Origin of the sequence: Enterobacter soli, from assembly GCF_964208575.1 — a bacterium.
Classification (GTDB): Bacteria; Pseudomonadota; Gammaproteobacteria; order Enterobacterales; family Enterobacteriaceae; genus Enterobacter; species Enterobacter soli_A.
This window is the reverse complement of record NZ_CAXOFU010000001.1, coordinates 40,176-63,595: the sequence shown is the minus strand read 5'-3', so window position 1 is coordinate 63,595 and position 23,420 is coordinate 40,176. Positions and strand designations below refer to the sequence as shown.

Below are 23,420 nucleotides of genomic sequence, written 5' to 3'. Positions count from 1 at the left end.
CCCCGTCGCCACGCTCTTTCTGTGCCTGTGCGCCACGGTTCAGTGGGAAGCCCGACGAGCCTGGGGAGGTTCACTGATATGTTGTACGATAAATCCCTTGAGAAGGATAACTGTGGTTTCGGCCTGATCGCCCACATAGAAGGCGAACCTAGCCACAAGGTAGTGCGTACTGCTATTCACGCACTGGCCCGTATGCAGCACCGTGGTGCAATCCTTGCCGACGGTAAAACCGGCGACGGTTGCGGTCTGCTGCTGCAAAAACCGGATCGTTTCTTCCGCATCGTGGCGGAAGAGCGCGGCTGGCGTTTAGCCAAAAACTACGCTGTCGGTATGCTGTTCCTGAATCAGGATCCTGAAAAAGCCGCAGCCGCACGCCGCATCGTCGAAGAAGAACTTCAACGTGAAACCCTGTCTATTGTCGGCTGGCGCGATGTGCCAACCAACGAAGGGGTGCTCGGTGAAATCGCCCTCTCCTCGCTGCCTCGTATTGAACAAATCTTTGTGAATGCGCCTGCGGGCTGGCGTCCGCGTGATATGGAACGCCGCCTGTTTATCGCTCGCCGCCGCATTGAAAAACGTCTTCAGGAAGATAAAGAGTTCTACGTGTGTAGCCTCTCTAACCTGGTGAACATCTATAAAGGTCTGTGTATGCCGGCTGACCTGCCTCGCTTCTACCTGGACCTGGCGGATCTGCGTCTGGAATCGGCCATTTGCCTGTTCCACCAGCGCTTCTCCACCAACACCGTGCCACGCTGGCCGCTGGCTCAGCCGTTCCGCTATCTGGCGCACAACGGCGAGATTAACACCATCACCGGTAACCGCCAGTGGGCGCGCGCCCGTACCTATAAGTTCCAGACTCCGCTGATCCCTGACCTGCACGATGCCGCCCCGTTCGTGAACGAAACCGGCTCTGACTCAAGCTCAATGGACAATATGCTGGAGCTGCTGCTGGCCGGTGGTATGGATATCGTTCGCGCCATGCGTCTGCTTGTTCCACCTGCATGGCAGAACAACCCGGATATGGATCCGGACCTGCGCGCCTTCTTCGACTTTAACTCTATGCACATGGAGCCGTGGGATGGCCCGGCGGGCATCGTCATGTCCGACGGTCGTTTCGCCGCCTGTAACCTTGACCGTAACGGCCTGCGCCCGGCGCGCTACGTCATCACCAAAGACAAGCTCATCACCTGCGCTTCGGAAGTAGGGATCTGGGATTACCAGCCTGACGAAGTGGTTGAGAAAGGCCGCGTAGGGCCTGGCGAGCTGATGGTAATCGACACCCGCGTGGGCCGCATTCTGCACTCGGCGGAAACCGATTACGACCTGAAAATCCGCCATCCATACAAAGAGTGGATGGAGAAAAACGTGCGTCGCCTGGTGCCGTTCGAAGATCTGCCGGATGAAGAAGTGGGCAGCCGCGAAATGGACGACGACACGCTCGCAAGCTATCAGAAACAGTTTAACTACAGCGCAGAAGAGCTGGATTCCGTTATCCGCGTGCTGGGCGAAAACGGCCAGGAAGCGGTCGGCTCAATGGGCGACGATACCCCGTTTGCCGTGCTCTCCAGCCAGCCGCGCATCATTTACGACTACTTCCGCCAGCAGTTTGCGCAGGTCACCAACCCGCCAATCGATCCGCTGCGCGAAGCGCACGTGATGTCGCTGGCCACCAGCATCGGTCGCGAGATGAACGTCTTCTGCGAAGCCGAAGGCCAGGCGCACCGTCTGACCTTTAAATCGCCGATCCTGCTGTACTCCGATTTCAAACAGCTCACCACCATGAAAGAGGAGCACTACCGCGCCGACACGCTCGATATTACCTTCGACGTGACCGAAGCGAGCCTCGAAGAGACGGTGAACGCGCTGTGCGACAAAGCCGAACAGATGGTGCGTAACGGCACCGTGCTGCTGGTGCTGTCTGACCGTAACATTGCGAAGAACCGCCTGCCGGTGCCTGCGCCAATGGCGGTCGGGGCTATCCAGACGCGTCTGGTCGACAAGAGCCTGCGCTGCGATGCCAACATCATCGTTGAAACCGCCAGCGCGCGCGATCCGCACCACTTTGCCGTGCTGTTAGGCTTTGGCGCGACGGCGATCTACCCGTATCTGGCCTACGAAACCCTGGCAAGACTGGTCGACACCCGCGCGATCGAAAAAGAGTACCGCGCGGTGATGCTGAACTACCGTAACGGCATCAACAAAGGCCTGTACAAGATCATGTCCAAAATGGGCATTTCGACAATCGCCTCTTACCGCTGCTCGAAGCTGTTTGAAGCGGTCGGCCTGCATGATGAAGTGGCAGACCTCTGCTTCCAGGGCGTTGTCAGCCGTATCGGCGGCGCCGGTTTTGCGGACTTCCAGCAGGATCTGGTGAACCTGTCGAAACGCGCCTGGCTGGCACGCAAGCCGCTGGATCAGGGCGGCCTGCTGAAATACGTCCACGGCGGCGAATACCACGCCTACAACCCGGACGTGGTGCGCACCCTGCAACAGGCCGTTCAGAGCGGCGAGTACAGCGATTATCAGCAGTATGCGGAACTGGTGAATAACCGCCCGGCAGCCACGCTGCGCGATTTGATCGCCCTGAATCCGGGCGATGAAGCGGTGAGCATCGACGAAGTTGAGCCCGCGACGGAGCTGTTCAAACGCTTCGACACGGCGGCAATGTCTATCGGCGCTTTGAGCCCGGAAGCCCACGAAGCGCTGGCAGAAGCGATGAACAGCATCGGCGGCAACTCCAACTCCGGCGAAGGCGGTGAAGATCCTGCGCGCTACGGCACCAACAAAGTGTCCCGTATCAAACAGGTGGCTTCCGGTCGCTTTGGCGTGACGCCAGCGTATCTGGTCAACGCCGACGTGATTCAGATTAAAGTTGCTCAGGGCGCGAAGCCGGGCGAAGGCGGTCAATTACCGGGTGACAAAGTGACCCCGTACATCGCCAAACTGCGCTACTCGGTGCCGGGCGTGACGCTGATCTCCCCGCCGCCGCACCACGATATCTACTCTATCGAGGATCTGGCGCAGCTGATTTTCGACCTGAAACAGGTCAACCCGAAAGCGATGATCTCCGTGAAGCTGGTTTCCGAACCGGGCGTCGGCACCATCGCTACCGGCGTAGCGAAAGCCTATGCCGACCTGATTACCATTGCCGGTTACGACGGCGGTACAGGCGCAAGCCCGCTCTCCTCCGTGAAATACGCGGGCTGTCCGTGGGAGCTTGGCCTGGTGGAAACCCAGCAGGCGCTGGTGGCTAACGGTCTGCGCCACAAGATCCGTCTGCAGGTGGACGGTGGCCTGAAAACCGGCCTCGACATCATCAAAGCGGCGATTCTGGGTGCGGAAAGCTTCGGCTTCGGTACTGGCCCGATGGTCGCGCTGGGCTGTAAATACCTGCGTATTTGCCACCTGAACAACTGCGCAACCGGCGTTGCGACCCAGGACGAAAAGCTGCGTAAGAACCATTATCACGGCCTGCCGTTCAAGGTAACGAACTACTTTGACTTCATTGCCCGCGAAACCCGCGAGCTGATGGCGCAGCTGGGCGTGAAGCGCCTGGTGGATCTGATTGGCCGTACCGACCTGCTGAAAGAGCTGGAAGGCTTCACCGCCAAGCAGCAGAAGCTGGAGCTGAGCAAGCTGCTGGAAACCGCGCAGCCGCACCCGGGCAAAGCGGTCTACTGCACCGAGAACAACCCACCGTTCGATAACGGCGTGCTGAACGCACAGCTGCTGCAGCAGGCCAAAGCCTATGTGGATGACAAGCAGAGCAAAACGTTCTGGTTTGATATCCGCAACACCGACCGCTCCGTGGGCGCGTCGCTCTCCGGCTACATCGCGCAAACGCACGGTGACCAGGGTCTGGCAGCCGATCCGATTACCGCCCACTTCAGCGGGACCGCGGGTCAGAGCTTCGGCGTGTGGAACGCAGGCGGCGTTGAGCTGTACCTGACCGGCGATGCCAACGACTACGTCGGTAAAGGCATGGCGGGCGGTCTGCTGGCGGTACGTCCTCCGGTGGGCTCGGCCTTCCGCAGCCACGAAGCGAGCATCATCGGTAACACCTGTCTGTACGGCGCGACCGGCGGTCGTCTGTTTGCCGCGGGCCGTGCGGGTGAGCGTTTCGCGGTGCGTAACTCCGGTGCTATCACCGTGGTTGAGGGCATTGGCGATAACGGCTGTGAATACATGACGGGCGGGATTGTTTGCGTGTTGGGTAAAACCGGCGTGAACTTCGGCGCAGGCATGACGGGCGGTTTTGCTTACGTCCTGGATGAAGACGGCGAGTTCCGCAAGCGCGTGAACCCGGAACTGGTGGAAGTGCTGGACGTTGATACGCTGGCCATCCACGAAGAACACCTGCGCGGTTTGATTACCGAACACGTGCAGCATACCGGTTCTTCGCGCGGCGAAGAGATCCTGGCGAACTGGCCGGCGTTCTCTGCGAAATTCGCGCTGGTTAAACCGAAGTCCAGCGATGTTAAAGCCCTGTTGGGTCACCGTAGTCGTAGCGCAGCAGAGCTGCGTGTGCAGGCGCAGTAAGGAATTCAGATGAGCCAGAACGTATACCAGTTTATCGACCTGCAGCGTGTTGATCCGCCAAAGAAACCGCTGAAGATCCGTAAAATTGAATTTGTTGAAATCTATGAGCCGTTTTCAGAAGGCCAGGCCAAAGCGCAGGCAGACCGCTGCCTGTCCTGCGGCAACCCTTACTGCGAATGGAAATGCCCGGTACATAACTACATCCCGAACTGGCTGAAGCTGGCTAACGAGGGTCGTATTTTCGAGGCCGCCGAGCTGTCCCACCAGACCAACACCCTGCCGGAAGTGTGCGGCCGCGTGTGTCCTCAGGATCGCCTGTGTGAGGGCTCCTGTACGCTGAACGACGAGTTTGGCGCGGTGACGATTGGCAACATTGAGCGCTATATCAACGATAAGGCGTTCGAAATGGGCTGGCGTCCGGACATGACCGGCGTGAAGCAAACCGACAAGCGCGTGGCCATCATCGGCGCGGGTCCGGCAGGCCTGGCCTGTGCCGACGTGCTGACCCGTAACGGCGTGAAGGCGGTAGTCTTTGACCGCCATCCGGAAATCGGCGGTCTGCTGACCTTCGGTATCCCGGCCTTCAAGCTGGAAAAAGAGGTCATGACCCGCCGCCGTGAAATCTTCACCGGCATGGGCATTGAGTTCAAGCTGAACGTGGAAGTGGGCCGCGACGTGCAGCTCGACGACCTGCTGAAAGATTACGATGCCGTGTTCCTCGGCGTGGGCACCTATCAGTCCATGCGCGGTGGCCTGGAGAACGAAGACGCGCCGGGCGTTTACGACGCGCTGCCGTTCCTGATTGCCAACACGAAGCAGATCATGGGTTACGGTGAAACCACCGAAGAGCCTTTCGTCAGCATGGAAGGCAAACGCGTGGTGGTGCTGGGCGGTGGTGATACCGCGATGGACTGCGTGCGTACTTCTATTCGCCAGAACGCCGCGCACGTTATCTGCGCCTATCGTCGTGACGAAGAGAACATGCCGGGCTCTAAACGCGAAGTGAAAAACGCGCGTGAAGAGGGCGTGGAGTTCCAGTTCAACATCCAGCCGCTGGGCATTGAGGTGAATGCTAACGGCAAGGTCAGCGGCGTGAAGATGGCGCGGACTGAAATGGGTGCGCCGGATGCGAAAGGCCGTCGCCGCGCGGAAATCGTGGCTGGCTCCGAGCATGTGATCCCGGCAGACGCGGTCGTAATGGCGTTTGGTTTCCGTCCTCACAGCATGGAGTGGCTGGCGAAGCACAGCGTTGAGCTGGATTCTCAGGGCCGCGTCATCGCACCTGAAGGCAGCGATAACGCGTTCCAGACCAGCAACCCGAAAATCTTTGCGGGTGGCGATATCGTTCGCGGTTCAGACCTGGTGGTGACCGCGATTGCCGAAGGTCGTAAAGCGGCTGACGGTATTATGAACTACCTGGAAGTGTAATAACGACTCAGCGGGCCGCCCGGCCCGCTGAGATTCCCGTCTTAGAGATAGACAATACTGATCACCGCGCTGCCGTCCAGACTGACGGTCTGACTGCTGTTGAGCTGATTTGCAATTGATGCGCTGACCTGCAGCGGCACCGTTGCGGTAGAAACAGGCTGCGGCGTCGTCGTGCCTTTCTTCAAAAAGGTGTAGAAGAAATCCTGATTCGTCGGTAACGCTATCGGCGCTGCCGCTTCCCACGGCCCTTCCGTGCTGGCCGAGCCGCCAATATCCACGCTCACCTGCTCCGAGCCATCCAGCGCAACGACGCTCGCCGCGTTAATCTGAATGGCGTAGCTGCCAATCGGTTTTTTCTCTGCGGTCAGGCCAAGTCCGAACAGGCGCGCCTTGTCATGCACATAGCCGCCGCCGTTGATCTGAAAACGCGCCCCTTCCTGACCGTTATCATCTTTACCGACGACGGCCGAATCGCTGCGCGTGTCGCGCGCGGTGATGGCCACGCCCGTTGAGGATTCACACTGGATGGTGAGGGTGATATCGCGCGTTCCAAGCTGGGTAAATGACTGAATGTGCAGGTCGCCGGCGTGGTTTGTTCCGTAATCGACAACGCCGTTGTTGCTCAGCGTAGGCGTGCAGGACGCGGCTTCCGCCGTTACGTCAAAATCAATATTCGCGGTATCGCTGGCGATTGCCTGCGCGCTCGTTAACAGCGCGATGAGCCAAAATGCGTTGCGTTTCATTCTGTCTCGAGCCTCACCTGAAGGTTGCCGCGATACTTCACTTTATCGGTAATAGACTGGCTTTTAACCTGCGAATTCACCGCAATCGCAACCGAGATATTTTTGCCGCTTAGCTCCTCACCGTCGACAAAAGCGATGCCTTCATTGAGGGCTATATCCGCTGTGTTTGCCCCTGGAGACGTCACCGCGCCGTGAGAAGATCGCACCGGCGCCAGCAGCACGTCTTTATCATCAACCCGGGCCTTCATCGCCGTGAAGGTCATTTTGCCCTGGGCTCCCAGCGCAAAGTCATTCCCCTGCGGCAGTGAGCTGCCGAAAAAGAGCCTTACGCGCTGGGCGTTGTCGCACATGACGTTCAGCAGGATCTGTTTTTCCGGCAGCGTGATGGCCTTGCCCCCTGCCATCTGGCGATCCATCGCGCTGAGCGCTCCAAAGCTTACCGACTGCTGGCTGGTGACGAGCTGGCATTCAGCACGTGCGCCACACGCCCAGAACAGCACCACCAGGAGCGGGAGAATGTTGTGTTTCATTTGCAAATTCCGCTGACTGTCTCGTAAAAAGTATCCTTTGGCGCCTCATCAGGTAATGACAGCGCCAGAGTGCAGCTGCCGCTTTCAAGCTGGGCAGTAAATCGCTGAGCGTTTGCAACGTCATTCAGGAAGAGCACGCCGTCATCCACGGAGGTCGTCAGGTAATTGCCTGCGGCATCCGTGATTGCCACGCCTTTCGGTAAAGGTTTGCCGTCTGGCATTTTGGCCGTCATCAGCACGCGACGCTGGGTTAAAGTGCCAAACTGAACCTTGCCGACCGCCCCTCTCGACTGCTTCAGCACGCGGGTGCCGTTGCCGATGTCCATATTCTTCGGCAGCGTTTCCGTTCTGAGCTCAACGCGCGATGCCTGCCACGCATTCACTGAAGGAATAACCGCCTGCCCGCGGAAATCGGTCCAGACCGGCCCCTGCGGGGTATCGAGCTTCACGCCTGCGACAGGTTTATCCAGCTGAGCAATGGCAAAGGTATCGCGGATCGTCAGCGGCGAGAGCGTTACCCCTCCGCTGTGCACCGATACGCCGCCCTGTAAGGAGCCTGAATAGTTGCGGCTTTGGGAGCCGTTCATCCCAGCGTTCAGGCTCAGCTGGGTGTAATGCAGATTGCTGTACGTCCCGGCGGAGAAGTTGTTCTCGGAATCGCGGCTGTCGCGCTCGGTCCCGAGACTGTAGGTCGTGTCTTCCGTTAATCTGCCCGTGGTGCTCAGACCATAGCGACTCGCGTCCTTTTTCTGACGGGAGTAGGCGTTAAGCTGGTGCTGCCCTAGGGGAACCGAGATGTTGATGTAGACGATATCTTCGTTGTCGGTATTTTCACTTCCGCCGCTCAGCTGGCGCTGCCAGCTCGTGGTGACTGAAAATGTTTTAAAGGTTTTGCCCCAATTCAGCGTTGCGTAGCGCGAGCGTCCGCCGCCACCGTAAGGCTGCGTTTCATAAATGCTGGTACTGAAGGCTCCCAGCACGGGCGCTCCCCAGCTCGCGCCAAGCGAATACTCGTACTTATTGGCCGACAGCTCATCGTCATTTAACGCCTGCGAAAGCTCCCGGTAATGCTCGGAGTTTTTCGTTACCGATGCGCTAAGGCTAAAGCCCATCTTCGCGGCGAAGCTCGCCTGAAGCTGATACTTTTGCCCCTGCCGCGCATTTTGCCCATCCCAGGCCTGGTTAACCTGCGCCGACAGCATGGTTTGCGGCAAAATGCCGGAATCCAGGCTGACGCCCACCGCCTGATAGCCATCAGAAATAATGGTGCCTACGTTGGCAACGTTTGCCGTATTCAGGCGCTTCCCACCTGAAATGCTCGCTACCCAGGGCGTTTTGCTGTAGTCATCGCTGACCCGCCCAAAAGAGATGGCATAGCCCGCAGGCGCGCCGGGGCTGCGGTTGTAAATCGATGACGGAACGACGAAGGTGCGCTGGCTTCCGTCGGTTTCGATAACCGTGACGTTCAGATCGCTGGTGTAGTTACGCAGTGGAATATCCGTGAGCGTAAACGGCCCAACGGCAACCAGCGTGGAGAAGACCACAATCCCCTGCTGGCGGATCTCAACGCGCGCCTGCGGCGTATTGGCGATCCCCGTGACCTGTACCGGCGTATCTTCACGCGCCAGCGCGGATTCAGGCACCAGCTCGACGCCGTAAATATTACTGCCCTCAAGCAGCCTGTTGTTAAGGCTAACCTCACCCGCTTTCATGGTGGTTTTAGCGTTAATAAAGGTGTGCTGCAGGTAGTTTTGCGAGTTCTCACTGTTGACCGTGCCGTTGGTGCGGCTCACCAGCTGGTGAGTGCGAAAAAGCCAGTCGCTCACGTTAAATCCGCCGCTCAGCATCAGCTGCGAATAGTCAGAGCGACCACCAACGTACTCATTTCGCGAAGAAAGCAGCGAATAATTCAACAGACCCGCGCTGCCGCCGCTGTTGAAATCACCAATGCTCCTGCTTTGCTGTGCAAGAAGTTCCTGACGCACGACCAGCTCAATGCGCTCCTGTACGGGAGCCAGGGTGATAATCGCATCAGGGTTGGCTTTAACGAAGTCATAGCACCCTTGATGATAATCAGAAGGAACCTTTACGCCCGCCTGCTCCATGAAGGATTTGTCGAAGCACAGGTTACCGCTGTCATCAAAGCTCGCCACAACGCTTCCTGCATCTTCACCGTTCAGGTGCAGAGAAACGGAATGTCTTCCCGGCAGGAACTTCGCCTCTTGAGAGAAATAGCGGGAAATCTCCGGGTCCACGCCGAGCGACTTCAAGGTTTCCTGGTCAAACTCTACTGGCGCACTCTCCGTATTATTTGCATTGGCGAGCTGCGAGCATCCCAGTCCAATCGCACAAGCCAATAGCGTTTTCCTAAACATCCGTGTTCATCCTTGAACAATTTATTTTATAGAGGTGGTGTAGCGTTCCCCTTTATATCCGTAACGGCTTGCCGGATAGAACTCCACTTTGGTATCGCCAGAAGCCGCGAGTTTCACCGTTACGCTGGTATGCGGCAGGATATAGGCCTTATCCAGCGTCCCGCCTTTACCGGAAGGTAAGCCGGTATACATCGCCGCCATACGCACGACGTAATCGCTAGGGTTACTGATTTCTAACTGGTTGCCTTTTTTGGTCCAGACCAGATGCTTCCAGGGAGTCAGGTCTTCCGCCAGCCCAGCAGGGTGAATGATGACAGGCATATCTTGTCGAATCGTAACCTTCATTTTGTCGGTACCCTTTTCCTTTGGCGGAATACCTTCGAAGGTGACGCGTTTCATTTCTTCTTGCTGTAGGGGTTTATCAGACTGCAGCATAAAACGGACTTTCTGCGTTTGTCCGGCTTCAACACGGACGACCGGTTGGGTCACAATCAGTCGAGAGGATTTGCTGCCTTCAGGTAATTCAACAATTTTGGTGTAGAGCAATGAGGGATAATTATCGGTGTTAGTGACGTTCATCGTCGCTTCACCTTTTCCGCTGTCCACCAGTAATACTGATGTCTCTGGCACCATACCGCTGGCAAAACTCTGAGCGGTAATAAAGAGCAATGAGAATAAAAGCTTTTTGTTCATGATGTTGGGATCAATATTTTAGGGTTAAACACAAAGTCTCATATGCCAGAGGTATAAAATTCAAAATAGAAAATTAAAGACCCAATAACATAAGGTTCAGTTATTGGGTCTGAATACTAAAAATATTATTTTATTACAGGTAAACCAGGCTCAGCGTTGCGTTACCGTCCAGGCTAATTTCTGTTGATTCGCCAAGCTGCGCTTTAGTCTGAACGCCTGCAGCGATGTACAGCGGCATCACCATTTCGGTGAAGTATTTCGGCGTGGTTTTACCCGCATCAGCTACGGTCACGATACGGCTACCGTCTGGGTAGAATGGACCACCTGCATCAACGGACAGCCAGCCCTGTGCGGAGTCGGTGTCTTTAATGAGGTAACCCGCGCTTTTGCCATCAACAGTCAGGCCGGTAGGCAGCGCAGTGATGATGTATGAACCGATGTTTTTGCTGTCGGTGGTTGCGCCCAGGCCGAATGCAGGGCCAGAGATCTTCATGTTATCGCCAGCGGTGGTCGCATAATCTTCGATGTAGGCGGTGTTGGACAGCGCTACGCGAGAGCTTGTACGGTTATCCTGAGCAACAACACCAACGGCAGTCGCTGCATCACAGGTAACGGTCAGGTTAATGGTTTTACGCTCCAACTGAACCAGGCTGTTGCCTTCAGTTGCAGTAGCAATGGTAGACATATTCATTGAACCAAAGTCAACTTTACCGCTGTTGGCCAGAGTTGGCACGCACGCTGCCGGGATGAATTTGCCGGCAACGGTCAAGGTGGTTTCAGGTGCTGCGTTGACGTTAGCGGAGGCGATTGCCGCTGCACAGATAGCCAGTGCAGACAGCTTTTTGTTAAAAGTAGTCATTCTTTTTCCCTTATTAATAAACGGCTTTCGGTTTTTTCCTTGAGAGCCACTGTTTCTTTAACATCGCAAAGTAGATGAATTCACGTTCACTGTTCATCTAATGTGAAATGGCTGCGAGATTCTCACATTCAAAGAAAAAACTGAAAAGTTACTTTTTCTTAAAGCACGTTTAAAATGACATGAATATATAATTCATATAAATGGGAAAGAGAGAGTATACGTTAACACGATTGTTTGGAGTAAAATTTACGCTGCGCTGGTAAAGTCTATTGAAAAAACAGATGATTTTAACGCACAACATGCAGGCATATATAATGATGAATAATATAAACAATGAAGAACAATGGGTTAATCAATTAATATGCGATTAAGTTTATCTAACATTAAAATGCCAACGCGCTTAAAATCGTGATTTATAGTTCATTCATATTTATTCAACTAATAAAAAAGCCACGTATAAATACGTGGCTTTAATACATTATGACATCTGCTGCTACTTCACGACGCGCAATGAAGGACGTCCACCGCGCGGCGGCGGGGTATCGTCAGGATCGTTGTCGTCGTCAGGCTTATCGCCATCAATGACCGACATGACCGTTTCGCTCTCGCCTTCGGCGTGTTCGCTATCGTCATTCAGACTGGCAACGTCTTCATCGTAGGCTGCTTCAGGCTCAAACATCGTCCCTGCTCCGTTTTCACGGGCATAGATGGCGAGCACGGCAGCAAGCGGCACAGAAACCTGGCGCGGCACGCCACCGAAACGCGCGTTGAAGCGCACTTCGTCGTTAGCCAGCTCAAGGTTCCCTACTGCTCGCGGCGCGATATTCAGTACGATTTGTCCGTCACGCGCGTATTCCATCGGCACCAGTACACCCGGCAACGTCACATCCACAACCAGATGCGGCGTAAGCTGGTTATCCAGCAGCCATTCATAGAAGGCGCGCAGCAAATACGGGCGGCGTGGGGAAAGTTGTGACATTTCCACAGTCATTAGCCCCGACCAAGACGCATTTCACGTTCCGGTTCAGTCAGGGAAGCCAGGAAGGAATCGCGCTCGAATACACGGGTCATATAGCCTTTCAGCTCCTTCGCACCCGGGCCGCTGAACTCAACGCCCAGCGTCGGCAGACGCCACAGCAGCGGAGCCAGGTAGCAATCGACCAGGCTGAACTCATCGCTCAGGAAGAACGGTTTCTGACCAAACACTGGCGCAATCGCCAGCAGCTCTTCGCGCAGTTGCTTACGCGCAGCATCCGCTTCAGCAGAGGTACCGTTAACGATAACGTTCATCAGCGAGTACCAGTCTTTCTCGATACGCTGCATATACAGGCGGCTTTCACCACGTGCAACCGGGTAAACAGGCATCAGCGGCGGATGAGGGAAACGCTCATCAAGATATTCCATAATGATACGGGATTCCCACAGGGTCAGCTCGCGATCCACCAGCGTCGGTACGCTTTGGCTCGGGTTGAGATCGATCAGATCCTGAGGCGGGTTATCCTTTTCCACATGCTCGATCTCAAAACTGACACCCTTCTCGGCCAGCACGATACGAACCTGATGGCTATAAATGTCAGTAGGACCAGAAAACAGCGTCATTACCGAACGTTTGTTGGCAGCGACAGCCATGAAAACCTCCAGGTATATTCAGAATTTTTACTGCTACCAGCCCAACAGGGGCCAGCCAGATGTTGTATCGCCCATCCCAGAGAAGCCACATTGTTCAACAATCGAACAAAAAACGAGTATTCACTGATATTTGGGCAGAAAATTGGATGATAGTTTACCAGATTTTGATGGCTTTGTGGTGAGTGGATTCTGGAAATGTGGAAAAAGAGGAGATATATGCATTGATTTTGTGGATAACCTAAGCATTATCCATAAAAAAACCCGCCGAAGCGGGTTTTTCGCCAATCGTTCTGCGTAAGCAGAAAATGATTAACGTTTGGAGAACTGTGGACGACGACGTGCTTTACGCAGACCCACTTTCTTACGTTCAACCTGACGAGCGTCACGAGTAACGAAGCCAGCTTTACGCAGTTCAGAACGCAGGGATTCGTCGTACTCCATCAGAGCGCGGGTGATACCGTGACGGATCGCACCTGCCTGACCGGAGATACCACCACCTTTAACGGTGATGTACAGATCCAGTTTTTCTACCATATCAACCAGTTCCAGCGGCTGGCGAACTACCATGCGGGCAGTTTCGCGACCGAAGTATTGTTCCAGAGAACGCTGGTTGATTACGATTTTACCGCTGCCCGGTTTGATGAACACGCGAGCTGCGGAACTTTTGCGGCGACCAGTGCCGTAGTATTGATTTTCAGCCATTGCCTATAATCCCGATTAGATGTCAAGAACTTGCGGTTGCTGTGCCGCGTGGTTGTGCTCGTTGCCTGCGTAAACTTTCAGTTTACGGAACATAGCACGACCCAGCGGGCCTTTTGGCAGCATGCCTTTAACCGCGATTTCAATCACACGCTCAGGACGGCGAGCAATCATCTCTTCAAAGGTCGCTTCTTTGATACCACCGATGTGGCCAGTGTGATGGTAGTACATTTTGTCTTCGCGCTTGTTGCCGGTTACAGCAACTTTTTCTGCGTTCAGAACGATGATGTAGTCACCAGTATCAACGTGCGGAGTGTATTCCGCTTTGTGCTTACCGCGCAGGCGACGAGCCAGTTCGGAAGCCAGACGGCCCAGAGTTTTACCGGTCGCGTCAACAACATACCAGTCGCGTTGTACGGTTTCTGGTTTAGCTGTAAAAGTTTTCATTAAAAGCTTACCCAAATAAATAAGTTACACGTTGGTGAACACCCAAACGTTTATCAGTTGAGGTTCACACGACAAAGTCCGGCAAACCTACCCCTTCGAATAGCTAATGCCGACACATAGAAAGTTTCGGGAAAAAAACCTTCTCGTAACGTGGGGTCGCAAGATTATAGAGAAGTTGAGGTTAAAGATCGACCCTTAAATGTGATTCGGAGCGGGTTTTTATGCGGGGTGGACTGTGCGGTTGGAAGCCCTCACTCCCAGCCCCTCTCCCACAGGGAGAGGGGCGCGTTTTTAAGGCATATGCTCACGTTTCAGGTACTCTTCGCTCTGCATCTCCTGCAGGCGCGACAGGCAGCGCTGGAACTCGAACTTCAGCCGCTCGCCCCTGTAGATCTCATATAAAGGGACTTCAGCGCTGACCACCAGCTTCACGTGACGCTCGTAAAACTCATCCACCAGCGCGATAAAGCGGCGCGCTTCGCTCTCCATCAGCGGCGTCATGACCGGCACGTCCAGCAGCATAACGGTGTGGAAGAGGCGCGAAAGCGCGATGTAGTCATGCTGGCTGCGCGCGTCGACGCAGAGCGTGGCGAACGAAACCGCCAGGGTTTGGTTCTCCACCCCGAGGGTTTGCAGCGGACGATGGTTAATCTCAAGCACTGGCGCGTTTTCGCGTTTAGCCCCCGCCAGCGCCAGCCACAGCTTATCCATCTGGCCGGTGGTTTCGGCGTTCAACGGCGACAGCCACAGGTGCGCCTGGGTGAGCGTGCGCAGACGATAATCCACGCCCGCGTCCACGTTCATTACGTTGCAATGCGCTTTGATGGCATCGATGGCGGGCAGGAAGCGCGCGCGCTGCAGGCCGTTGCGGTAAAGCTCATCCGGCGGGATGTTCGATGTCGCCACCAGGGTGATCCCGCGGGCGAACAGGGCCTTCATCAGGCCGCCTAGCAGCATGGCGTCGGTAATATCCGAGACAAAAAACTCGTCGAAGCAAAGCACGTCGGTTTCAGCCTTGAACCTGTCCGCCACAATCTCCAGCGGATCGGTTTTGCCTTGCAGCGCCGTCAGCTCCTCATGCACCCGCAGCATAAAGCGGTGAAAATGCAGACGCTGTTTACGCGTGCCGGGCAGACTCTGATAGAACATGTCCATCAGCCAGGTTTTGCCGCGCCCGACCCCTCCCCACATATAGAGTCCACGAACGGGCGCATTAGCCTGCGGCTCTTTCTTGCCGAGCAGGCGCCCAAAAGCCGCTTTTAACCCGCTATTTTGCACGTTTTCTGCGGGTTTAGCGGTGAGTTCCTGGTAGATCGTTTCCAGGCGATTTACCGCTTCACGCTGTACGTCATCTGGCTGGTGTGAGCCTTCATTAAGGGCCTGAAGGTATCGCGATGAGGGGGAAAGGCTTTGCATAATATTGTTGTTATTCCTTCGGTTAATACTCACCAGGGTGCATGGCTGATGAAAAAAAGGCCGTTCTACACTACGCGATGATACGTCAGGATTCCACTTCTGCGGAAATAGCGGTTATAGTGGCACTATCAGGCACAGGCAGGAGCCGAGCCAACACCCTACGGAATCACAAGACAACGGGAGAAGTTCATGACCTGGGAATATGCGCTAATTGGTTTAGTCGTTGGCATCGTTATCGGTGCTGTGGCCATGCGTTTCGGTAATCGCAAGTTACGTCAGCAGCAGTCATTACAGTACGAACTGGAAAAGAATAAAGCTGAACTGGAAGAGTATCGCGAAGAGCTGGTCAGCCACTTTGCCCGTAGCGCCGAGCTGCTGGATAACATGGCGACCGACTACCGCCAGCTGTATCAACACATGGCAAAAAGCTCCAGCAGCCTGCTGCCGGAACTGAGCGCAGATGCGAACCCATTCCGCAACCGTCTGGCTGACTCCGAAGCCGGTAACGATCAGGCACCGGTTCAGATGCCGCGCGACTATTCCGACGGCGCGTCCGGCCTGCTGCGCGGTGGCGCAAAACGCGATTAATCGCACAAGCTGAATAAATTTTACGGGCGCATCTCATGCGCCCGTCCTTTCTTCCCCACCCCAGCTATTATTTAGTCAAACACCTCATTGTTCAGTGGTTTAAAATTCAATAACATCAATATGTTTTTGGGACCGTTCTTCCTTTATTTCAGGTAACGAGAGTCAACATCGATGAAGAAAAAAAACCAGCTGTTGAGCGCTTTAGCGTTAAGTGTCGGGTTATCTCTCTCGGCGTCCTTCCCTGCAACCGCCGCCCTGCCCGCACAGGTTCCCGGCCAGCCGGCCATCCCGAGCCTCGCCCCTATGCTTGAAAAAGTGCTGCCTGCGGTGGTGAGCGTACAGGTAGAAGGCACGGCGCTGCAAAGCCAGCGCGTACCTGAAGAACTGAAAAAATACTTCGGCGATGATTCGCCAGACCAGCAGGCGCAGCCGTTTGAGGGCTTAGGCTCCGGCGTGATTATCGACGCCGCCAAAGGCTACATCCTGACCAACAACCACGTGATCAGCCAGGCCGATAAAATCAGCGTGCAGCTGAACGACGGCCGGGAATTTGACGCTAAGCTGATTGGCGGCGATGACCAGAGCGATATCGCGCTGCTGCAGATACAAAACCCAAGCAACCTGCGGCAAATCGCCATTGCGGATTCAGACAAACTGCGCGTCGGTGATTTTGCCGTCGCGGTCGGTAACCCGTTTGGCTTAGGGCAAACCGCCACCTCCGGCATTGTGTCCGCGCTGGGGCGCAGCGGGCTGAATCTCGAAGGGCTGGAAAACTTCATCCAGACCGATGCCTCAATTAACCGCGGCAACTCCGGCGGCGCACTGCTTAACCTGAACGGCGAGCTGATCGGCATTAACACCGCCATTCTTGCCCCGGGCGGCGGCAGCGTGGGGATTGGCTTTGCTATCCCAAGCAATATGGCGCAAACCCTGGCGCAGCAGCTGATCCAGTTTGGTGAAGTGAAACGCGGGCTGCTGGGCATCAAAGGCATGGAGATGAGCGCCGATATTGCCAAAGCGTTCAACATTAACGTGCAGCGCGGTGCGTTTGTCAGCGAAGTGCTGCCGAACTCCGGCTCGGCAAAAGCGGGCGTGAAATCCGGGGACGTGATCGTGAGCCTGAACGACAAGCCGCTGAGCAGCTTTGCTGAGCTGCGCTCGCGTATCGCCACCACGGAGCCGGGCGCCAAAGTGAAGCTGGGCCTGATCCGCGACGGTAAACCGCTGGATGTCGAGGTCACGCTGGATAAGAGTACCTCCGCCTCTGCCAGCGCGGAGCTTATCGCGCCAGCGTTGCAGGGGGCAACCCTGAGCGACGGCCAGCTCAAAGACGGAACCAAGGGCATCAGCATTGATACCGTCGAGAAGAGCAGCCCGGCGGCGCAGGCGGGTTTACATCAGGATGACGTGATCATCGGCGTGAACCGCACCCGCGTGCAGTCTATCGCCGAGATGCGTAAGGTGCTGGAGTCGAAGCCCACGGTGATTGCCCTGCAAATTATCCGCGGCAACGACACGCTCTACATTTTACTACGCTAGCCATTTGCGAGTCCGGGCGTCGCCGTGACGTGTGATGTCCGGATAAGTCATGCTATGCTGCAAACCGTTCAAATTTTAACGACACGCGCATCATGCTTTTAAAGCTCTTTCGTTCAATCGCCATCGGCCTGGTCGTTGGCGGTTTGTTACTGGCGGCCATGCCGTCCTTACGCCAGTTCAATAAGCTGTCAGCACCGCAGTTCGACAGTGCGGATGAAACGCCTGCCACCTACAACCAGGCCGTTCGCCGTGCCGCGCCCGCTGTGGTTAACGTTTACAACCGCGGCCTGAACAGCTCGGCCCATAACCAGCTGGAGATCCGCACGCTTGGTTCCGGCGTGATCATGGACGAACGCGGCTACATCATTACCAACAAACACGTTATCAACGATGCCGACCAGATTATTGTCGCATTGCAGGATGGCCGCGTGTTTGAGGCGCTGCTGGTCGGCTCGGACAGCCTGACGGATCTCGCCGTACTGAAAATTAACGCCAACGGCGGCCTGCCGACTATCCCGATCAACCACAAACGCACGCCGCACATCGGCGATGTGGTGCTGGCAATTGGTAACCCGTACAACCTCGGGCAAACCATCACGCAGGGGATCATCAGCGCCACGGGTCGTATCGGCCTGAACCCGTCCGGGCGACAGAACTTCCTGCAAACCGATGCCTCCATCAACCACGGTAACTCCGGCGGCGCGCTGGTGAACTCCCTGGGCGAGTTGATGGGGATCAACACCCTCTCCTTCGATAAGAGCAATGACGGCGAAACCCCTGAAGGCATCGGCTTTGCGATCCCGTTCCAGCTGGCAACCAAGATTATGGACAAGCTGATCCGCGACGGTCGCGTGATCCGCGGCTACATCGGGATTGGCGGGCGTGAAATTGCGCCAATGCACAGTCAGGGCGGCGGTATCGATCAGATCCAGGGCATCGTGGTTAACGAAGTCTCCCCTGGCGGCCCGGCGGCGAACGCGGGTATTCAGGTTAACGATGTGATTGTCTCAGTGAACGGCACGCCTGCGGTATCTGCGCTGGAAACCATGGACCAGGTCGCGGAAATCCGTCCGGGTTCGATCATTCCGGTAGAAGTGATGCGTAACGATAAGAAGCTGACGATTCAGGTCACGATTCAGGAATACCCGGCCACCAACTGACGGCCATAAAAAAACGGAGCGATAAGCTCCGTTTTTTTTACCAGGCAAAGTGCGTCTTACTTGTTAACGAACTCTTCACCCAGAGTGATATCTTTTTTCAGCGTATCCAGCATACCTTCCATCGCGTTTTGCTCAAACGCGCTCAGCTTGCCGATAGACTGACGTTCTTCGATACCGTTTTTGCCCAGCAGCAGCGGCTGAGAGAAGAAGCGCGCGTGCTCGCCGTCGCCTTCAACGTAAGCGCATTCCACCACGCCTTTCTCGCCTTGCAGAGCGCGAACCAAAGACAGACCGAAACGTGCAGCCGCCTGGCCCATAGACAGGGTTGCAGAGCCGCCACCCGCCTTCGCTTCCACCACTTCGGTGCCTGCGTTCTGAATGCGTTTGGTCAGGTCAGCAACTTCTTGTTCGGTGAAGCTCACGCCTGGGATCTGGGACAGCAGCGGCAGAATAGTCACGCCAGAGTGGCCACCGATAACCGGCACTTCGATGTCGGTTGGCTGCTTGCCTTTCAGTTCCGCAACAAAGGTGTTGGAACGGATGATGTCCAGCGTGGTCACGCCGAACAGTTTGTTCTTGTCGTAAACACCGGCTTTCTTCAGCACTTCTGCCGCGATAGCCACGGTGGTGTTCACCGGGTTAGTGATGATACCCACGCACGCTTTCGGGCAGGTTTCAGCAATTTGTTGAACCAGGTTTTTCACGATGCCCGCGTTGACGTTAAACAGGTCTGAGCGATCCATACCCGGCTTACGCGCAACACCTGCGGAGATCAGCACAACGTCAGCACCTTGCAGCGCAGGACGTGCATCTTCACCGGAGAAGCCTTTGATTTTCACAGCTGTCGGGATGTGGCTCAGATCAACCGCCACACCTGGGGTTACCGGAGCAATATCGTACAGGGAGAGTTCTGAGCCTGAAGGCAGTTGGGTTTTCAGTAGTAGGGCAAGCGCCTGGCCGATACCACCAGCAGCGCCGAGGACTGCGACTTTCATCCTAAACTCCTTATTATGGTTAACTTTAAGTATCTTCAAATCCGTTGCGGCGACCATAATTCAGCATGTAAATAATTACAATTTTCGTAGCTAAAGAATTTGAGGTCACGCGATATTCTTTTCGTGTCAGACCACAATCTGACCGCAGACGGCAACGAATTAAGAGGTGGTTACAATACACCCTGCCGCGCCACCAAAACAACATCATTTTGATAACAATTAATTTACTTTTAGCCTTATTTGCACCGCGTGAGCCAGGCATGTTTTCTGATAACGAAATCTGATAAAATCACTCCCTTTCATAACATTATTTCAGCCTTCCACCTGGCAGATAATTTGCATAAAAATTCATCCACATGCATAATAATGTTGTTTCTACCGCCATATTCCGGGTGACTTATGCGAAGCTCGTCCAAGCAAGAAGAATTAGTGAAAGCGTTCAAAGCGCTGCTTAAAGAAGAGAAATTCAGTTCTCAGGGAGAAATTGTTCAGGCGTTGCAGGAACAAGGTTTCGATAACATCAACCAGTCGAAAGTCTCCCGCATGTTAACCAAGTTTGGCGCCGTGCGTACGCGCAATGCCAAAATGGAAATGGTCTATTGCCTGCCAGCCGAACTTGGCGTGCCGACCACCTCCAGCCCGCTGAAAAACCTGGTTCTGGATATCGACTATAACGATGCCGTCGTGGTGATCCACACTAGCCCGGGTGCTGCACAGCTGATTGCCCGCCTGCTGGACTCCTTAGGTAAAGCGGAAGGTATTCTCGGCACCATCGCCGGCGATGACACCATCTTTACTACGCCCGCGAACGGCTTCTCGGTTAAAGATCTGTACGAAGCGATTCTGGTTCTGTTCGAACAAGAGCTGTAATCGCCCTCCCCGCGGCGGTTTGCTGCGGGGATCATCCTGCCCCCGCCTCGTTTTCCCCTACTTTGTTTCACCCTTCGCTTTTGCAAATAGTGCTTTTTACCTCCCATTAACATTCATTCAGTGAATGCTAAAACGCAAAATCGCACAAAAAATCAAAGTTGCATATCCATATGATTTATTTAGACATAACCAAACAATGTGACGAAAAAACGATCATTTTTATTCGCTTTTGTTATAAAAAATCGAATGTTTAACACGTAATTACCCATGAAACAATTAGCATGGTATTAATTTTTGCCGTGATTAGTGTATACTTGATTTTGTGATGAGGGTCACGAAACAAAGACCCCCAATAAAATTCGACGAGGTAAAGAATCATGAAAATCAAAACTACTGTAGCGGCTCTTAGCGTCCTGTCTGTCCTGTCATTCGGTGCTTTCGCAGCCGACTCCATCAACGCAGAACAGGCGCAGACGCGTCAGTCAATCGGTACCGTTTCCGTGGGTGCAATTGGTACTTCACCAATGGATATGAACGCCATGCTGAACAAAAAAGCAGAGGAACAGGGTGCATCGTCTTATCGCATCATCGAAGCACGTTCCGGCGACCACTGGCACGCAACGGCTGAACTGTACAAATAAGATTTGCTGATATCTGAACAAGACAATCCGCTCAACGGCACCAGGCATAAAAATAGCAGTTCAACCCTTCTCGCCGTTGGGGAAACAACATTCAGGAGTAGAGACTATGAACACTAAATTAATCATCGCAACCCTCGGTCTGGCATCTGTTCTCTCTTTCGGTGCCAGCGCCGCGGTTCATCAGGTCAATGCCGAACAGGCGCAAAATCTGCAGTCTTTGGGTAGCGTATCCGTATCTTCCGTCGCGGGCTCTCCGATGGATATCCGCCACGAACTGGCCGCTAAAGCTGAAAAAGCCGGCGCCAGCAGCTATCGAATCACCGAAATGAATGAAGGCGATCACTGGCACGCAACGGCCGAGCTGTACAAATAAACCCTCGTCGTATCTCATCATACGACTTGCCCCTGACGTTCGTCAGGGGCTTTTTTTTACCTGTTTTTCAGTGGCGGGCGTTAAAGCGCAGCTGCCCTTCAAGCTCTTCTTCTGCCTCATCAAACAGTAAAATGAGCGCGCCAAAACGCCTGCGCAGCTTCTCGGGCAGATGGATAAACTCGATTTCCAGCGGCAGCGGCAGCTGATTGCCGGTTACCACATCCCACAGTGAATCCAGATTGGTGACACTCTCTTTTTCCAGGCCAAATACCCGAATAAACTCGTGATAGAAGTCTTCCTGACTGTCGATCTCGTCAAAATCAAAGGTATAAATTTTCATTGCCAGCACCCCTGTCCACTAGAGTCCTCCAAGATGCAATGTCTTCACTTCCAGAAACTCCTCCAGCCCCAGCACCGACCCTTCGCGTCCCAGACCTGACTCTTTTACGCCGCCGAACGGCCCGAGCTCTGTCGATACCGCGCACTCGTTGACGCCAATCATGCCGCTCTCAATCGCCTGCGAAACGCGGAATACGCGCTGCAGATTTTGGGTATAGAAATAGGCCGCCAGGCCGTAAGGCGTGTTGTTGGCGCGCTGGATAACTTCATCTTCGGAGGTGAAACGGAAGCAGGCCGCCACCGGGCCGAAGGTCTCTTCTTCGGCAAGCTTCATACCCTCATGGCAGTCGCCCAGCACGGTCGGCAGCCAGAAGTTTCCGCCCAGCGCGTGCGCTTTGCCGCCCGCCAGCACGGTCGCGCCTTTGGCAACCGCATCATCGACGTGCTCTTTGACCTTATCGACCGCCGCAGGCTCAATCAGCGGGCCGACCACCACGCCCTCTTCCAGGCCGTTACCGACCTTGAGCGCCTTCACCGCGTCCGCAAGCTGGTTCACAAATTTGTCGTAGACGGTTTCCTGAATGTAGAAGCGGTTCACGCTGACGCAAACCTGCCCGGCGTTGCGGAACTTGTTGGCGATGGCGCCTTTGACGGCGGCGTCGATATCCGCATCCTCAAAGACGATGTACGGCGCGTTGCCGCCCAGTTCCATCGAGACTTTTTTCATGGTTTCGGCGGCGTTACGCACCAGCGTTTTCCCGACCGCGGTCGAGCCGGTGAACGAGATTTTACGCACGTCGCGGCTGGCCATGATCGCATCGCTGATCTCATGGGTATTCCCGGCCACGGCGTTGAGTACCCCGTCCGGTACGCCCGCCTGTTTTGCCAGGGTTAGCAGCGCAAAGGCGCTGAGGGGCGTGTTGTTGGCGGGTTTGATGACGCCCGTACAGCCGGCGGCCAGCGCGGGGCCGAGCTTGCGGGTGAGCATCGCCATCGGGAAGTTCCACGGCGTGATCGCCGCGACAACGCCGACCGGCTCGCGGGTCGCCAGAATGCGCGAGCCGGGTTTGACCGGCGGGATAATCTCACCGTTGGCGCGCTTGGCCTGCTCCGCAAACCACTGAATAAAGCTCGCGGCGTATTCCACTTCGCCCTCAGCTTCCTTAAGGGGCTTGCCCTGCTCGGTGGTCATCAGCCGTCCGAGCCAGCTTTTATTCTCAATAATCAGCTCATACCAGCGATAGAGAATCGTCGAGCGCTCTTTCGCGGTTTTGGCACGCCATGCGGGGAACGCCCTGGTCGCGGCGGCAATGGCGGCTTCGGTTTCGGTTTTCCCCGCTTTTGCGACTTTGGCGATGACCTCACCCGTTGCCGGGTTCAGGACGTCAAAAGTGGTGTCGAGCGTTTTCCAGATGCCATCGACCAGATATCCGGTCTGAAAAAGAACGTTGTCCTGTAGGGCCTGGGTAGTCATGCGTCCTCCCTTATCTGAGTTTAAGAACCTGCAGGACTAAGTATAGCCACAAAAAAACCGACGCTTTTGGCGTCGGTTCTTAT

At 55.1% G+C, this 23,420-nt stretch carries 21 protein-coding genes; 8 read left to right on the top strand and 13 right to left on the bottom strand.

Annotated elements, in window-relative coordinates:
• Positions 1-78: 78 nt before the first annotated feature.
• Positions 79-4,539 carry a glutamate synthase large subunit gene (gene gltB / locus AB6V08_RS00275; RefSeq protein WP_368540661.1) on the top strand — a complete coding sequence of 1,487 codons (4,461 nt, stop codon included), beginning with the start codon at positions 79-81 and terminating at the stop codon, positions 4,537-4,539.
• 9 nt (positions 4,540-4,548) lie between these two features.
• Entirely contained in the window at positions 4,549-5,967 is a 1,419-nt protein-coding gene (gene gltD, locus AB6V08_RS00270; protein WP_368540660.1) for a glutamate synthase subunit GltD, read from the top strand.
• A gap of 41 nt (positions 5,968-6,008) precedes the next feature.
• Here gltD and AB6V08_RS00265 read toward each other — a convergent pair whose 3' ends face one another.
• The 10 genes from AB6V08_RS00265 to zapE form a co-directional block, all read right to left on the bottom strand.
• The gene (locus tag AB6V08_RS00265; protein ID WP_368540659.1) at positions 6,009-6,710 is read right to left on the bottom strand and encodes a DUF1120 domain-containing protein; all 702 of its coding nucleotides are present in this window, start codon (positions 6,708-6,710) and stop codon (positions 6,009-6,011) included.
• Positions 6,707-7,240: a hypothetical protein gene (locus AB6V08_RS00260; RefSeq protein ID WP_368540657.1), complete on the bottom strand. Its 534-nt coding sequence runs from the start codon at positions 7,238-7,240 to the stop codon at positions 6,707-6,709. Before AB6V08_RS00260 ends, AB6V08_RS00265 begins: the two co-directional genes overlap by 4 nt.
• On the bottom strand, positions 7,237-9,615 hold the full coding sequence (locus tag AB6V08_RS00255; RefSeq protein WP_368540656.1) for a fimbrial biogenesis usher protein: 2,379 nt from the start codon (positions 9,613-9,615) through the stop codon (positions 7,237-7,239). The genes AB6V08_RS00260 and AB6V08_RS00255 overlap by 4 nt, the downstream gene beginning before the upstream one ends.
• 21 nt (positions 9,616-9,636) lie before the next feature.
• Entirely contained in the window at positions 9,637-10,308 is a 672-nt protein-coding gene (locus AB6V08_RS00250) for a fimbria/pilus chaperone family protein (protein ID WP_368540655.1), read from the bottom strand.
• A 133-nt stretch (positions 10,309-10,441) separates the two neighbouring features.
• Positions 10,442-11,167 carry a DUF1120 domain-containing protein gene (locus tag AB6V08_RS00245; protein WP_368540654.1) on the bottom strand — a complete coding sequence of 242 codons (726 nt, stop codon included), beginning with the start codon at positions 11,165-11,167 and terminating at the stop codon, positions 10,442-10,444.
• Between the two features lie 493 nt (positions 11,168-11,660).
• The gene (gene sspB / locus AB6V08_RS00240; RefSeq protein ID WP_368540653.1) at positions 11,661-12,152 is read right to left on the bottom strand and encodes a ClpXP protease specificity-enhancing factor; all 492 of its coding nucleotides are present in this window, start codon (positions 12,150-12,152) and stop codon (positions 11,661-11,663) included.
• A 5-nt stretch (positions 12,153-12,157) separates the two neighbouring features.
• Complete coding sequence (gene sspA, locus AB6V08_RS00235) at positions 12,158-12,796, bottom strand: stringent starvation protein SspA (protein WP_368540651.1); 639 nt, start codon at positions 12,794-12,796, stop codon at positions 12,158-12,160.
• Between the two features lie 309 nt (positions 12,797-13,105).
• On the bottom strand, positions 13,106-13,498 hold the full coding sequence (rpsI, locus tag AB6V08_RS00230) for a 30S ribosomal protein S9 (protein ID WP_003860436.1): 393 nt from the start codon (positions 13,496-13,498) through the stop codon (positions 13,106-13,108).
• A gap of 15 nt (positions 13,499-13,513) precedes the next feature.
• Positions 13,514-13,942 (bottom strand): 50S ribosomal protein L13, encoded by a 429-nt coding sequence (rplM, locus tag AB6V08_RS00225; RefSeq protein WP_131635278.1) that lies wholly within the window; start codon positions 13,940-13,942, stop codon positions 13,514-13,516.
• 291 nt (positions 13,943-14,233) lie between these two features.
• On the bottom strand, positions 14,234-15,358 hold the full coding sequence (gene zapE / locus AB6V08_RS00220; protein WP_368540649.1) for a cell division protein ZapE: 1,125 nt from the start codon (positions 15,356-15,358) through the stop codon (positions 14,234-14,236).
• 189 nt (positions 15,359-15,547) lie between these two features.
• Between zapE and zapG the strand changes: the two genes are divergently transcribed.
• The 3 genes from zapG to degS all read left to right on the top strand — a co-directional run bounded on the left by zapG (position 15,548) and on the right by degS (position 18,645).
• Entirely contained in the window at positions 15,548-15,946 is a 399-nt protein-coding gene (gene zapG, locus AB6V08_RS00215) for a Z-ring associated protein ZapG (protein ID WP_234673356.1), read from the top strand.
• Positions 15,947-16,117: 171 nt separating this feature from the next.
• A complete protein-coding gene (gene degQ, locus AB6V08_RS00210) occupies positions 16,118-17,485 on the top strand; it encodes a serine endoprotease DegQ (RefSeq protein ID WP_368540648.1) in 1,368 nt (455 codons plus the stop codon).
• 92 nt (positions 17,486-17,577) lie between these two features.
• A complete protein-coding gene (degS, locus tag AB6V08_RS00205) occupies positions 17,578-18,645 on the top strand; it encodes an outer membrane-stress sensor serine endopeptidase DegS (protein WP_368540646.1) in 1,068 nt (355 codons plus the stop codon).
• A 56-nt stretch (positions 18,646-18,701) separates the two neighbouring features.
• On the opposite strand, the gene mdh is transcribed toward degS, so the two are convergent.
• The gene (gene mdh, locus AB6V08_RS00200) at positions 18,702-19,640 is read right to left on the bottom strand and encodes a malate dehydrogenase (RefSeq protein WP_368540645.1); all 939 of its coding nucleotides are present in this window, start codon (positions 19,638-19,640) and stop codon (positions 18,702-18,704) included.
• 399 nt (positions 19,641-20,039) lie between these two features.
• On the opposite strand from mdh, the gene argR reads away from it, so the two are divergent.
• The 3 genes from argR to yhcN (AB6V08_RS00185) all read left to right on the top strand — a co-directional run bounded on the left by argR (position 20,040) and on the right by yhcN (AB6V08_RS00185) (position 21,524).
• Positions 20,040-20,510 (top strand): transcriptional regulator ArgR, encoded by a 471-nt coding sequence (gene argR, locus AB6V08_RS00195; RefSeq protein ID WP_003860428.1) that lies wholly within the window; start codon positions 20,040-20,042, stop codon positions 20,508-20,510.
• 377 nt (positions 20,511-20,887) lie between these two features.
• Entirely contained in the window at positions 20,888-21,151 is a 264-nt protein-coding gene (gene yhcN, locus AB6V08_RS00190) for a peroxide/acid stress response protein YhcN (protein WP_368540644.1), read from the top strand.
• Positions 21,152-21,257: 106 nt separating this feature from the next.
• Positions 21,258-21,524, top strand: coding sequence for a peroxide/acid stress response protein YhcN (gene yhcN / locus AB6V08_RS00185; RefSeq protein ID WP_368540643.1), 267 nt, complete (start codon positions 21,258-21,260; stop codon positions 21,522-21,524).
• A 67-nt stretch (positions 21,525-21,591) separates the two neighbouring features.
• Here yhcN (AB6V08_RS00185) and AB6V08_RS00180 read toward each other — a convergent pair whose 3' ends face one another.
• Together AB6V08_RS00180 and AB6V08_RS00175 are read right to left on the bottom strand one after the other, a co-directional pair.
• Positions 21,592-21,864 carry a barstar family protein gene (locus AB6V08_RS00180; protein ID WP_368540642.1) on the bottom strand — a complete coding sequence of 91 codons (273 nt, stop codon included), beginning with the start codon at positions 21,862-21,864 and terminating at the stop codon, positions 21,592-21,594.
• 18 nt (positions 21,865-21,882) lie between these two features.
• Complete coding sequence (locus AB6V08_RS00175) at positions 21,883-23,337, bottom strand: NAD-dependent succinate-semialdehyde dehydrogenase (RefSeq protein ID WP_368540641.1); 1,455 nt, start codon at positions 23,335-23,337, stop codon at positions 21,883-21,885.
• Positions 23,338-23,420: the final 83 nt, after the last annotated feature.